Raw genomic sequence first — 12,740 nt, 5'->3', positions numbered from 1 at the left:
CACAGCAATGAAAGGCAATCTCAACATGGATAAAAGGTTTGGAACAGCGGCCTGCTGGCTGCTTGTCATTCCCTATATCGGGCTCCTCTGGGTGCCCTTCTACAATTTCCGTGAGCCGGCTCTCTTCGGCTTTCCGTTTTTCTACTGGTACCAGCTCGCATGGGTGCCGATCACCGCTTTCCTGACCTGGATCGCCTATCGGAGCATGCGCAATGACGACTGAGATCAACGGTACGGCGCTCAGCGTCTTCATCTTCTTCTTCATCCTCGTCACCGTCATGGGCTTTGTCGCAGCCCGTTGGCGCAAGCCGGAAACCCTTGCCCATATCGACGAATGGGGTCTCGGCGGCCGCTCCTTCGGCACCTGGATCACCTGGTTCCTGGTCGGCGGGGATTTCTACACCGCCTACACGGTCATCGCCGTTCCCGCCCTCGTCTATACGGTCGGCGCCTACGGCTTCTTCGCGCTGCCCTACACGATCGTCGTCTATCCCTTCGTCTTCATGGTGATGCCGGTTCTCTGGAAGCGTGCCAAGGACTTCGGCTATGTGACGGCGGGTGACGTCGTTCACGGCCAGTATGGCTCGCGCGGCCTGGAGCTCGCGGTTGCCGCGACAGGCGTCATCGCCACCATGCCCTATATCGCCCTGCAGCTCGTCGGCATGACCGCGGTCTTGAAGGCGCTCGGCCTGCATGGCGAACTGCCGCTCGCCATCGCCTTCATCGTGCTGGCGCTCTACACCTATTCGGCGGGCCTGCGCGCCCCGGCGCTGATCGCCTTCGTCAAGGACATCATGATCTATGTCGTGGTGATCGCGGCCGTTGCGTTGATCCCCTCGAAGCTCGGCGGCTATGCCAATGTCTTCGCCTCGGCGGATGCCGCCTTCCAGGCGAAGGGTTCCGGCAACCTGCTGCTCGGCGGCAACCAGTATGTCGCCTATGCGACGCTGGCGCTCGGTTCGGCGCTCGCGGCCTTCATGTATCCGCACACGCTGACCGGCATCTTCGCCTCCAACAGCGGCAATACCATCCGCAAGAACGCAGTGCTGCTGCCGGCCTATACGCTGCTCCTCGGCCTGCTCGCGCTGCTCGGCTATATGGGCCACGCCGCAAACCTGCAGCTGGAAAGCCCGAACGACGTCGTCCCGGTGCTGTTCGAGACGCTGTTTTCCAGCTGGTTCGCAGGCTTTGCCTTCGCGGCGATCGCCATCGGTGCCCTCGTGCCTGCGGCCGTCATGAGCATCGGCGCCGCCAACCTCTTCACCCGCAATTTCTGGAAGGCCTATGTCAATCCAGAGGTCAGCGATGCGGGCGAGGCGAAGGTCGCCAAGATCACCTCGCTGATCGTCAAGATCGGCGCGCTGCTCGTCATCCTCTTCCTGCCGACGCAGTTCGCCCTCGACCTGCAGCTCCTCGGCGGCATCTGGATCCTGCAGACGCTCCCGGCGCTGGTTTTCGGCCTCTACACCAACTGGTTCCGCGCCCCCGGCCTGCTCGCCGGCTGGTTCGTCGGCTTCTTCGGCGGCACGTTCCTCGTCTGGATCAACGGTCTGAAACCACTCCAGCCGATCACGCTCGGAGAGACCTCCTTCACCATCTATATCGGCTTGCTGGCCCTGGTGGCGAATATCCTGGTCGCTGTCGTGGTGAACGTGGTGACGCCTGCGAGGGCGGTTGTGAGAGCTTGAACAATCGATGCAGGCGGTCTCGTGCCGCCTGCTATCGCAGAAGGCGACTGTCGAAGGGATAATCGAAGGTCGCCTCGATGGCGATGCCGCCGGCAGCCGGATGTTTCGGGTTGATCAGGACATTGCGTGCCTGCGGCATGATCACGCTCGGAACCTCGATCAGACAGGCATTTCCTGCCTCCAGCAGCGAGGTGCCCAGCGCCTGCGTCGCCGCGAGATCGGCGGTATCAACGTCATTGTCGCCGATACGCATCGACGGCAGCCCGTCCGGACAGGCAATCTTCAGCAGCTTGTAATGTGACGGCAGATCTTCCAGGTCCACGTGAACGAGGATTTCCAGCAGAGCCGTTGACGGATGATCGGCGCAATTAACAACCGGATGTCCTGCCTTGTGCCACCGGCCGGAAGCCACCAGCCCACCGCGCCCGCTAAGATCCACATGATTGGAGATCCGCCAGAGATACACGGTCAGATATAAATCCCGTGGTCGATGCGCAGAATTGCTTCTTCTACGAGCCGTGCACCCGTTTCCGATTCAAGAAGATCGATCGGCACGACGCCGTTCAGCGAGCGGTTGGCCTTGCGCAGCCAGCGCTGAGCTTTCTCGTGTTCGCCGAAGACCTTGTCGGCCAGCTCGCTGATGCGGAGGATACGCTGGGCACTGTCGTTTTCCGCCAGCGTCAGCGGCTCGCCCTTCTCGACCCGGCGCGCAAGCGTGCGGCGAGGGGCAACGAAGCGGTAGATCTCGTCCATCGAGAAGCCGCGCTCCTTCAGCCTTTCCACCGAGCGGCCGTCAAACCGCGGCAAGGTTCCGCCGGCCGCCGTCTGCACGAGAGCCTGCGCAGAATGATCTTTCGATGGTGAAGAGATGCTGGCCATGATACTGCTCCGCGCCAAGTGCCCTCAAATATATGCGCACTTGGCCAAAACTTCAATCGCGCCATCCGGCCTCTTCCTTTTCCCCGCAAAAGCGCCTATGAACCGGCCCGATGAGTAAATTCCGGCTGGCGATTGCGATACGAATTATCGGCCCGGCCTTCCGCGCGCGCTGAGCGGCCGGAAGGTCCGGGTTTTTGGCGCTTGTCGAGCAAGCGCTTCCGTCACCAACAATTCCACATCCGTTGCGCCCTTTGAGGCCGCCAGAAACGATTGCCAGACATGACCGACACAGCCGAAAAGATCGACTACTCGAAGACCCTCTATCTGCCCGAAACCGACTTCCCGATGCGCGCCGGTCTGCCGCAGAAGGAGCCGGAAATCGTTGCCAAGTGGCAGCAGATGAACCTCTACAAGAAGCTGCGTGCTTCCGCCGCCGGCCGCGAGAAGTTCGTGCTCCACGACGGCCCGCCCTATGCCAACGGCAACATCCATATCGGCCACGCGCTGAACAAGATCCTCAAGGACGTCATCACCCGCTCGTTCCAGATGCGCGGCTTCGACTCCAACTATGTTCCGGGCTGGGACTGCCACGGCCTGCCGATCGAGTGGAAGATCGAGGAAGAGAACTACCGCGCCAAGGGCAAGGCCAAGCCTGACCTGACAGAGCCGGCTGCGATGATCGAGTTCCGCCGCGAATGCCGTGCCTATGCCGAAAAGTGGATCGGCATCCAGGGCAGCGAGTTCCAGCGCCTCGGCATCATCGGCGACTTCGAAAACCCCTACCTGACGATGAACTTTCACGCGGAAAGCCGCATCGCCGGCGAGCTGCTGAAGATCGCCAAGTCGGGCCAGCTCTACCGCGGCTCCAAGCCGATCATGTGGTCGGTCGTCGAGCGCACGGCGCTGGCGGAAGCCGAAGTCGAGTATCACGACTACGAAAGCGACACGATCTGGGTGAAGTTCCCGGTCGTGAAGGGTCCGGCTGCGCTTGACGGCGCCTTCGTCGTCATCTGGACGACCACGCCCTGGACGATCCCCGGCAACCGGGCGATCGCCTATTCGGCGCGCGTCTCCTACGGCCTTTACGAAGTCACCGCTGCCGAGAACGATTTCGGACCGCAGCCGGGCGAAAAGCTCGTCTTTGCCGACAAGCTCGCAGAGGAATCCTTCGCCAAGGCAAAGCTGCAGTACAAGCGCCTTTCGGATGTGACGGCTGCCGATCTCGCAGGCATCACCTGCGCCCATCCGCTGAAAGGCCAGGGCGGCGGCTACGAATTCGGTGTCCCGCTTCTCGATGGCGACCACGTCACCGACGATGCCGGTACCGGTTTCGTCCACACCGCGCCGTCCCACGGCCGCGAAGACTTTGACGTCTGGACCTCGTCGGTCCGCGAGCTCGATGCCCGCGGCATCGATACCCGGATCCCGTTCCCGGTCGATGATGGCGGCTTCTACACCGCCGATGCGCCCGGCTTCGAAGGCGCCCGCGTCATCGACGACAACGGCAAGAAGGGCGATGCCAACGACCGCGTCATCAAGGCGCTGATCGAGCGCAGCGCGCTGTTTGCCCGCGGCCGCCTGAAGCACCAGTATCCGCATTCCTGGCGCTCCAAGAAGCCGGTCATCTTCCGCAACACGCCGCAGTGGTTCGTCTATATGGACAAGGACCTGAAGGACGGCACGACGCTGCGCACCCGCGCCCTGAAGGCGATTGACGACACCCGCTTCGTTCCCGCCGCCGGCCAGAACCGCCTGCGCGCCATGATCGAGCAGCGCCCGGATTGGGTCCTGTCGCGTCAGCGCGCTTGGGGCGTTCCGATCTGCGTCTTCGTCGACGAGCAGGGCGAAGTGCTGAAGGACGATGCCGTCAACCAGCGCATCCTCGATGCTTTCGATGCGGAAGGCGCCGATGCCTGGTTCGCCGAAGGCGCCAAGGAGCGTTTCCTCGGCAATGAGCATGATCCGGCCCAGTGGAAGCAGGTCATGGACATTCTCGACGTCTGGTTCGACTCGGGCTCGACCCACACCTTCACGCTGGAAGACCGTCCGGACCTGAAGTGGCCGGCCGATCTCTATCTCGAAGGCTCCGACCAGCATCGCGGCTGGTTCCATTCCTCGCTGCTGGAATCCGCTGCCACCCGCGGCCGCGCGCCCTATAACGCCGTCCTCACCCATGGCTTCACCATGGACGAGAAGGGCGAGAAGATGTCGAAGTCGAAGGGCAACGTGACCTCCCCGCAGGAAGTCATGAAGGATGCCGGCGCCGATATCCTGCGCCTCTGGGTCATGACGTCGGACTATGCAGACGACCTGCGCGTCGGCAAGACCATCATCCAGACCAACGTCGATGCCTACAGAAAGCTGCGCAACACCATCCGCTGGATGCTCGGCACGCTGGCGCACGACAAGGGCGAGACGATCGCGCTTGCCGATCTGCCGGAGCTGGAACAGCTGATGCTGCATCGACTGGCCGAGCTCGACCAGGTCGTCCGCGAAAACTACGATGCCTTCGATTTCAAGAAGATCGCCCGCGCGCTGATCGACTTCTCGAATGTCGAGCTCTCGGCCTTCTACTTCGACATCCGCAAGGACGCGCTCTATTGCGACGCGCCGTCGAGCCTGCGCCGCCGTTCGGCACTCTATGTCATCCGCATGATCTTCGATTGCATGGTGACATGGCTGGCGCCGATGCTGCCGTTCACGACGGAAGAGGCCTGGCTGTCGCGCAATCCGTCGGCCGTCTCGGTCCACCTCGAACAGTTCCCGGCAATCTCGGCAGACTGGAAGAACGAGGCGCTAGCCGAGAAGTGGAAGAAGGTCCGCGCCATCCGCTCGGTCGTCACCGGCGCCCTCGAAATCGAGCGCAAGGACAAGCGCATCGGTTCGTCGCTCGAAGCTGCCCCGGCCGTTCATATCGCCGATGCGGAGCTGAAGGCTGCGCTCGAAGGTCTGGATTTCTCGGAAATCTGCATCACCTCCGACATCGCGATCGATGGCGGCGAAGGTTCTGCCGATGCCTTCCGTCTGCCCGAAGTTCCGGGCGTTTCGGTCGAACCGAAGCTGGCAGAGGGCGTCAAGTGCGCCCGTTCCTGGCGCATCACCAAGGATGTCGGCTCGGATGAGAAGTATCCGGATGTCTCCGCCCGTGATGCCGCTGCGCTTCGCGAGCTTGGACTGTAAAGCCTGAAGAAAATTGCCGGGTGAATTGCTCTTTGGCGGTTCATCCGGTAAAAGCTGCCTGAAAATGGCCGGATTTTTACGTCAGGGGGACGGATGTCCGGTTGGGCGATGATTGCACCGGCATGGCTGGAAGGGTTTTCATGTTAGCGACGCGTTGGTTCCGTGTAGGCGCCTGCCTCACGGTTGTTATGGCGGCAGGCTCGATGGCTACCGGCTGCACGAGCCCCACTTACGGCACCGGCACGAGCGCAATGGCGCAGCTTGGTGACGATATCGGCCAGTCCGTATCGCTCGCTCCGCAGGAGCCGAAGAACAAGGGCGTCAAGTATCAGCCGCGCCCGACGCTGGTCATGCCCGCACAGGCTTCCAAGGAAACCCTTGTCGAGCCGCAGGCGACGATCGCCACCAAGGACAATCCGCAGTGGCCGGAATCCCCTGAGGAAACCCGCGCCCGTCTCGTCAAGGAAGCTGACGCGAATTCCGACAGTTCGACCTATGTCTCGCCGCTTGCCAAGAACGGCATCGAAGGCGGCCGGAAAACCGCAGCCGAACAGGCCCAGGCATTCCGCGAAGCCCGCGCCGCCCAGAAGGGCGGCGGCGCCGTGACTGAGCGCCGCTCCATCTCCGATCCGCCGACCGAATACCGTCAGGCTGATGACCCGTCCAAGCTCGACGATCTCGGCGAACCGGAAGCCAAGAAGGAAAAGAAGCGCAAGAAGGATGCGGCTGTCGCCGGCACCGGCAAGCAGTGGTGGAACCTGCTGCAGTAAGCGGATGCTTACATCTGCCGCGCCGCTGCCCAGCGGCGCACAAGCAGAATGTGGACGATCTGGCAGATCAGAAGAACTGAGCCGGTGATCGCGGACAGCGCGATCATCCCGTTGGCCGCAAAGATCGCGCAGATGGCGATCGAAAGCCCCGGCACGAAGGCGAAAGCGGCCGCCCGCGGCGCCGACCAGTTGACCTCTCCCCGCAAGGACCATTGCATCGGAATGGCGCTCGTACCTGGCGCGATGCGCAGATAGGCGAAGCCGCCGATCGCGATCATGACGGCGAGAATGACAAGGCTCATGGCGTCTCCCGTTTTCCAGCAAAGAACGTCCTGAGGATATCCGCAGCCTCCGTTTCGTTCAAACCTGAATAGACCTCCGGTGCATGATGGCAGGTCGGTTGCGCATAGAAGCGTACACCGTTGTCGACCGCGCCGCCCTTCGGATCCTCTGCGCCGTAATAGAGGCGCCGGATGCGGGCAAAGGAGATCGCCGCCGCGCACATCGTGCAGGGCTCCAGCGAGACATAGAGATCGGCTCCGGTCAGTCGCTCCTGTCCGAGCTTCTCACAGGCCATGCGGATTGCCGCAATTTCGGCATGGGCGGTGACGTCGTTGCGCTCGCGGGTGCGGTTTCCGGAGCGGCCAACGACGGCGCCATCAAGCACCACGACGGCGCCGATCGGCACCTCGCCACGCCCGCCGGCAGCGCGCGCTTCCTCGAGCGCCATCTCCATAAACCGATTTGTCTTCACGATCCGGCAAATTCCCACTTAACCGCAGGGGCACGACCTGATAGAGAAGCCCCAAAAGGCAGGCAAACAACAAATGACATTCAAAGACAAGCCAAAACGGCCGGGTGGCAAGCCCGCAGCGCGTGATACGCGTCCGAAAACCGAAGGCAAGCCGGCACGCAGTGCCGCGCCGAAGGCAGAGGCTGCGGCAACCGAAGGCGACGCCAAGGCCGAACGCATTTCCAAGGTCATGGCGCGCGCAGGCGTTGCCTCGCGCCGCGATATCGAGCGCATGATCATGGAAGGCCGCGTCACGCTGAACGGCAAGCTGCTCGAAACGCCCGTCGTCAACGTCACGCTGACGGACAAGATCGAAGTCGACGGCATCCCGATCCGCGGCATCGAGCGCACGCGCCTCTGGCTCTATCACAAGCCGGCTGGCCTGGTGACCACCAATTCCGATCCGGAAGGGCGCCCCACCGTATTCGACAATCTGCCGGATGAACTTCCGCGCGTCATGTCGATCGGCCGCCTCGATATCAATACCGAAGGCCTGCTGCTGCTGACGAACGATGGCGGTCTCGCCCGTTCGCTCGAGCTGCCGACGACCGGCTGGCTGCGCCGCTACCGCGTGCGCGCCCACGGCGAGATCGATCAGGACGCGCTCGACAAGCTCAAGGAAGGCATCGCCGTCGATGGCGTGCTCTATGGCTCGATCGACGCGACGCTCGACCGCACCCAGGGTTCCAACGTCTGGATCACCATGGGCCTGCGCGAGGGCAAGAACCGCGAAATCAAGAACGTCCTCGGCGCGCTCGGTCTCGACGTCAACCGCCTGATCCGCATCTCCTACGGTCCGTTCCAGCTCGGCGATCTGCCGGAAGGCCATGTGATCGAAGTGCGCGGACGCACGCTGCGCGATCAGCTCGGCCCGCGTCTGATCGAAGACGCCAAGGCTAATTTCGACGCGCCGCTCTACAACAACAGCCCCGCTGTTGCCGAAGAAGAGGAAGAGGCGCCCGCCAAGCCGGAACGCCGCGAGCGCACCTGGAAGCCCGAGGACAAGCGCGAGCGCGCGCTGAGCCGCCTCGATACCAAGCGTGACGATCGCCGTGACGACCGCCGCGATGATCGTCGTGACGGTGGCCGCGAAGGCGGACGCAAGGATGACGACCGTCCGAAGCGCCCGGCGCTCGGAAGCCGCCGCAACGCCAATGTCTGGATGGCGCCCGGCGCCCGTCCGCTCGGCGAGAAGGCTGCGGCCAAGGCTGCCAAGAACGAAAAGACCGCCCGCCGCCGTGGCGAGGGGCCCGATGCCGGCAAGCCGCAGGCATCGAGCTACGACAACGACCGTCCGCGCACGGTGATCAACCGCGCTCACGACGAAGAGGGCGAATGGATCCGCTCGAGCGAAACCCCGGCTGGTGGCAAGGATGATCGCGAAGGCTTCGGCCGCAAGCGCTCCTTCGGCGACCGTCCCGATCGTGGTTTCGGCGACCGTCCGGCGCGTGGTGATCGCCCGGCCCGCGGTGAGCGCTTGGAACGCGGTGAACGCCCCGCCGGTGATCGTCCTGCCCGTGGTGACCGTCCCGCTCGCGGTGACCGTCCTGCTCGCGGCGACCGTCCGTTCGGCGACAAGCCGCGTGGCGACCGAAAGCCCCGTGAAGATGGCGAGCGTACGCGCTCTTACGGCGACCGTCCGGCCCGCAGCGACAGGCCCTATGGCGATCGTCCGGCTCGCGGCGAGCGTCCTGCCGGTGACCGTCCCGCTCGTGGCGACCGTCCTTTCGGCGGCAAGCCGCGCGGCGACCGCCGTCCGCGCGAAGAGGGTGACGAGCGTCCCCGGTCCTTCGGTGACCGTCCGCGTCCCGCCCGCAGCGCTTCCGGCGAAGCCCGCTCGGAGCGTCCCCGCGGCGATCGTCCGTTCGGCGACAAGCCGCAGGGTGACCGCCCCCAGGGTGACAAGCCGCGCGGCAAGAGCTTCGGTGCGAAGCCGGGTGGCGCAAAGAATTTCTCCGGCAAGCCGAAAGGCGACCGGCCCGGCGGCGGCAAGCCTTCGGGCGGCCCGTCGCGTGGTGGACCAAAAGGAAAGGGAATGACGCGCGGTGCGGATCGTCGGCGGTGAGTTTCGCGGACGGTCGCTCGCCGTACCTAAATCCAACGACATCCGGCCGACTGCCGACCGGACGCGTGAGAGCCTTTTCAATATTCTGAGCCATGCCTATCCGGAATGCGTCGATGGCACCCGGATCCTCGATCTCTTTGCCGGTACCGGCGCCGTCGGTCTCGAAGCCGTCTCGCGCGGCTGCCGTCATGCGCTGTTCGTCGAAAACAGCGTCGAGGGCAGGGGACTGCTCTGGGAAAATATCGACGCGCTCGGCCTGCACGGCCGCACGCGTATCCTGCGGCGTGATGCCACGGACCTCGGCACGGTCGGCAATCTCGAGCCCTTCAACATGCTCTTCGCCGACCCGCCCTATGGCAAGGGTCTGGGTGAAAAGGCCATGGAAGCGGCCGCCAAGGGCGGCTGGCTGGTGCCGGGCGCCATCGCCGTTCTCGAAGAACGCTCCGATGTTGCCGTTTCGGTCGATCCTTCCTATGTCTTCCTCGAAGACAGGATCTTTGGCGACACCAAGGTCCATTTCTTCCGCTACCAGCCGCTTTAGGCCGGGCGGAAAACCGGGAGCGTTCAGTGCAGCAGGCAGGTATTGTGAATAGCGTGATACCTGCCACGGATGGCCTGACGCCCGTCAGCGCCATGCCGACCGTCGCAGTCGCTTTCGGCGGCGGCGGTGCCCGCGGCCTCGCCCATATCCATGTCATCGAAACGCTGGATGAGCTCGGCATTCGCCCCGTGGCGATCTCGGGCTCGTCGATCGGCGCCATCATGGGCGCCGGCATGGCGGCCGGGATGACCGGCGAGGCGATCCGCGAACACGCGCTGATGACCGTCGGCAACAAGACCGCGGTCGTCAGCCGCATCTGGGGCCTGCGCCCGCAGACGGTGCGCGATGCCGTCGCCAAGGGCATCCGCATCGGCCAGTTCAATCTGGAGCGCATCCTCAAGGCTTTCCTGCCCGCAGACCTGCCGGATCGCTTCGAAGACCTGCTCGTGCCCATGCAGGTGATCACCACCGATTATTACGGCCAGAGCGAAGTCATCATCGACCACGGCCAGCTCTTCCCCGCACTTGCCGCGTCCTCTTCGATCCCCGCGGTCTTCATGCCCGTGCGCATGAACGACCGCGTCATGATCGACGGCGGCATCAGCAATCCCGTTCCCTATGAATGCCTGATGGATGTCGCCGATATCGTCATCGGCATCGATGTCGTCGGCGCCCCCGAAGGCGACGGCACCCATATCCCGAACCGCATGGAGAGCATCTTCGGCTCCGGCCAGCTGATGATGCAGACGGCGATCACGCTGAAGCTGAAGATCCAGCCGCCGCACATCTTCCTGCGCCCCACGGTCGGCCGCACCGGCGTCATGGATTTCCTCAAGGCCCGCGAAGTGCTCGCCATGTCCGCGGGCGTCAAAGACGACCTGAAACGCGAACTCGACCGTCAGTTCGAAGCGCGTTTGAAAGCTTAGCTAAGCGTCGGCAGTAACATCGGCCGGCCCCGCCAAGGGGTCCTCGTCCATCTCCATCGAGCGCTTCGGCTTGACCAGCGGTTCCGGCCGGACGGGGTGCGAAAACAGCATGTCGCGACCCGCCTGCAGGCCTTCCGAGACTTGCAGCACCAGCCGCTCCTCGTCGCGGCGGCGAATATCCTCGCCGATCTCATAGGCTTCCGCTTCGCCGACACCGAGAGCCTCCAGCGTCCGGCGGCCGAAGAGCAGACCGGATTCCAGCGTTTCGCGCAGCTCGTAATCGACATTCTGATTGCGCAGCGCGATCGAGTGGATGCGGTCATAGGAGCGCACGAAGAGTTTTGCGTGCGGATAATCGGCCTGCACGAGCTCCACCACCTTGTCGGTAATCTCCCGCTTCTGCGTACAGACGACGACGATCTTCGCTTTGTCGATGCCCGCCGAGCGCAGCACATCCTTGCGCGTCCCGTCGCCGAAATAGATGCGGAAGCCGAAGGACGATGCCTGGCGGATACGGTCGGCGGAGAAGTCGATGACCGTCACGTCGCGGCCACCGGCAAGCAGGATCTGCGCGGCGATCTGGCCGAAACGCGAGAAGCCGACCATCAGCACGTCGGCCCCGGCGCCGACGAAGTCCTCGTCCAGCTCTTCATGCTCGTCGCCCTTCAACAGCCGCCTCGAAAGCGCCGAGCCGATCGGCGTCAGCGCCATCGTCAGCGTCACGATGGCGACCAGAAGCGAGGCAGTGCTCGATGGCATCAGGCCCGCGGTCGCCGCGGCGGTAAACAGCACGAAGCCAAACTCGCCGCCCTGCGGCAGCAGGAAGGCGATGCGGATCGCGTCGTTGTGCTGCGATCCCGTAGCGCGGCAAAGCCCATAAATGACCGCGGCCTTCACCGCCATGATCACAGGCACGGCGGCGACGATGAACAGCGCATTGTCGACCAGCACCTCAAGCTCCAGCGAGAGCCCGACGGCGATGAAAAAGATAGCGAGAAGCACGCCGCGGAACGGTTCGATATCCGCCTCCAGCTCATGCCGGTAGGAGGATTCCGCCAGCATGATACCGGACAGGAATGCGCCCATCGCCATCGACAAGCCGGCAAACTGCATCAGTGTCGCCGAACCCATGACGACGAAGAGCGCGGCGGCGATCATCGCTTCGCGGGCGCCGGTGCGGGCAATCACCTGGAACAGCGGCGTCAGCAGATAGCGTCCCATGACGATCATCGCCACGACCGCGCCGATTGCGATCCCGAAATCGAGGAACGGCTGATCCCCACCCTCGCTGCCGCCGCCGCCGAGCACGGTGATCAGCGCCAGCAGCGGCACGATCGCCAGATCCTGCAGCAGGAGCACCGAGAACGAGCGCTGCCCGTATTTCGTGTTCAATTCGCCGGTACCCTCGAGGATCTGCATGGCGAAGGCGGTGGAGGAGAGCGCCAGCCCGAAGCCGGCAACGATGCTGCCACGCCATTCGAGCACGCCGGAGACATAGGCAAGCGCCGTCAGCGCCAGTCCCGTCAGCAGCACCTGTGCGGTACCGAGGCCGAAAATGTCGCGGCGCATCTGCCAGAGGCGCGAAGGCTTCAGCTCCAGGCCGATGATGAACAGCAGGAAGACGACGCCGAGTTCGGCGACGCCAAGGATCTGCTCGCCATCGGTAATGCCGTGGAAAACCGGCCCGATCACCACGCCGGCGGCGAGATAGCCAAGCACGGTGCCGAGCCCGAGCTTCTTGAAGATCGGGGCCGCGACGACGGCGCCGCCGAGCAGCAGGATGGTTTCGGAGAAAAAGGCATTAGGGGCAGACATGCGTCGGAAACTCGTTCGGTGATGGGGCGGGAAAAAGAATCGGCGGCCGCGGCCTTGATGCTTTCCGAACTGCACAATAAATG

Annotated in this window: 12 protein-coding genes; 7 read left to right on the top strand and 5 right to left on the bottom strand. The window is 63.8% G+C overall.

The window, feature by feature from the left end; translation table 11 throughout:
* Positions 1–25: 25 nt before the first annotated feature.
* A complete protein-coding gene (locus ACQZ5H_RS22535; protein ID WP_112713029.1) occupies positions 26–223 on the top strand; it encodes a DUF3311 domain-containing protein in 198 nt (65 codons plus the stop codon).
* Positions 213–1,688 carry a monocarboxylate uptake permease MctP gene (gene mctP / locus ACQZ5H_RS22530; RefSeq protein WP_449099041.1) on the top strand — a complete coding sequence of 492 codons (1,476 nt, stop codon included), beginning with the start codon at positions 213–215 and terminating at the stop codon, positions 1,686–1,688. The genes ACQZ5H_RS22535 and mctP overlap by 11 nt, the downstream gene beginning before the upstream one ends.
* Before the next feature lie 31 nt (positions 1,689–1,719).
* Here the strand turns inward: mctP and ACQZ5H_RS22525 are convergent, their stop codons facing one another.
* Together ACQZ5H_RS22525 and ACQZ5H_RS22520 are read right to left on the bottom strand one after the other, a co-directional pair.
* Positions 1,720–2,100: an RES family NAD+ phosphorylase gene (locus tag ACQZ5H_RS22525; protein ID WP_449099040.1), complete on the bottom strand. Its 381-nt coding sequence runs from the start codon at positions 2,098–2,100 to the stop codon at positions 1,720–1,722.
* Positions 2,101–2,156: 56 nt separating this feature from the next.
* On the bottom strand, positions 2,157–2,567 hold the full coding sequence (locus ACQZ5H_RS22520) for an antitoxin Xre/MbcA/ParS toxin-binding domain-containing protein (protein ID WP_449099039.1): 411 nt from the start codon (positions 2,565–2,567) through the stop codon (positions 2,157–2,159).
* A 279-nt stretch (positions 2,568–2,846) separates the two neighbouring features.
* Between ACQZ5H_RS22520 and ileS the strand changes: the two genes are divergently transcribed.
* The gene (gene ileS, locus ACQZ5H_RS22515; RefSeq protein WP_449099038.1) at positions 2,847–5,747 is read left to right on the top strand and encodes an isoleucine--tRNA ligase; all 2,901 of its coding nucleotides are present in this window, start codon (positions 2,847–2,849) and stop codon (positions 5,745–5,747) included.
* Positions 5,748–5,887: 140 nt separating this feature from the next.
* Complete coding sequence (locus tag ACQZ5H_RS22510; protein WP_449099037.1) at positions 5,888–6,517, top strand: hypothetical protein; 630 nt, start codon at positions 5,888–5,890, stop codon at positions 6,515–6,517.
* A gap of 8 nt (positions 6,518–6,525) precedes the next feature.
* On the opposite strand, the gene ACQZ5H_RS22505 is transcribed toward ACQZ5H_RS22510, so the two are convergent.
* Positions 6,526–6,819, bottom strand: coding sequence for a hypothetical protein (locus ACQZ5H_RS22505; protein WP_449099036.1), 294 nt, complete (start codon positions 6,817–6,819; stop codon positions 6,526–6,528).
* Entirely contained in the window at positions 6,816–7,253 is a 438-nt protein-coding gene (locus ACQZ5H_RS22500; protein WP_449099140.1) for a nucleoside deaminase, read from the bottom strand. Before ACQZ5H_RS22500 ends, ACQZ5H_RS22505 begins: the two co-directional genes overlap by 4 nt.
* 91 nt (positions 7,254–7,344) lie before the next feature.
* Between ACQZ5H_RS22500 and ACQZ5H_RS22495 the strand changes: the two genes are divergently transcribed.
* The 3 genes from ACQZ5H_RS22495 (at position 7,345) to ACQZ5H_RS22485 (ending at position 10,842) form a co-directional block, all read left to right on the top strand.
* Positions 7,345–9,375, top strand: a complete 2,031-nt coding sequence (locus tag ACQZ5H_RS22495; protein ID WP_449099035.1) for a pseudouridine synthase — start codon at positions 7,345–7,347, stop codon at positions 9,373–9,375.
* Positions 9,356–9,916: a 16S rRNA (guanine(966)-N(2))-methyltransferase RsmD gene (gene rsmD, locus ACQZ5H_RS22490; RefSeq protein ID WP_130278959.1), complete on the top strand. Its 561-nt coding sequence runs from the start codon at positions 9,356–9,358 to the stop codon at positions 9,914–9,916. Before ACQZ5H_RS22495 ends, rsmD begins: the two co-directional genes overlap by 20 nt.
* A gap of 92 nt (positions 9,917–10,008) precedes the next feature.
* Entirely contained in the window at positions 10,009–10,842 is an 834-nt protein-coding gene (locus ACQZ5H_RS22485) for a patatin-like phospholipase family protein (RefSeq protein ID WP_449099139.1), read from the top strand.
* Here ACQZ5H_RS22485 and ACQZ5H_RS22480 read toward each other — a convergent pair whose 3' ends face one another.
* Complete coding sequence (locus ACQZ5H_RS22480) at positions 10,843–12,657, bottom strand: monovalent cation:proton antiporter-2 (CPA2) family protein (RefSeq protein ID WP_449099034.1); 1,815 nt, start codon at positions 12,655–12,657, stop codon at positions 10,843–10,845.
* Positions 12,658–12,740 lie beyond the last annotated feature (83 nt).

The organism is Rhizobium sp. 21-4511-3d, from assembly GCF_053522545.1.
Note: the sequence above shows the minus strand (reverse complement) of the source record. Positions and strands in the feature narration are given on the sequence as shown.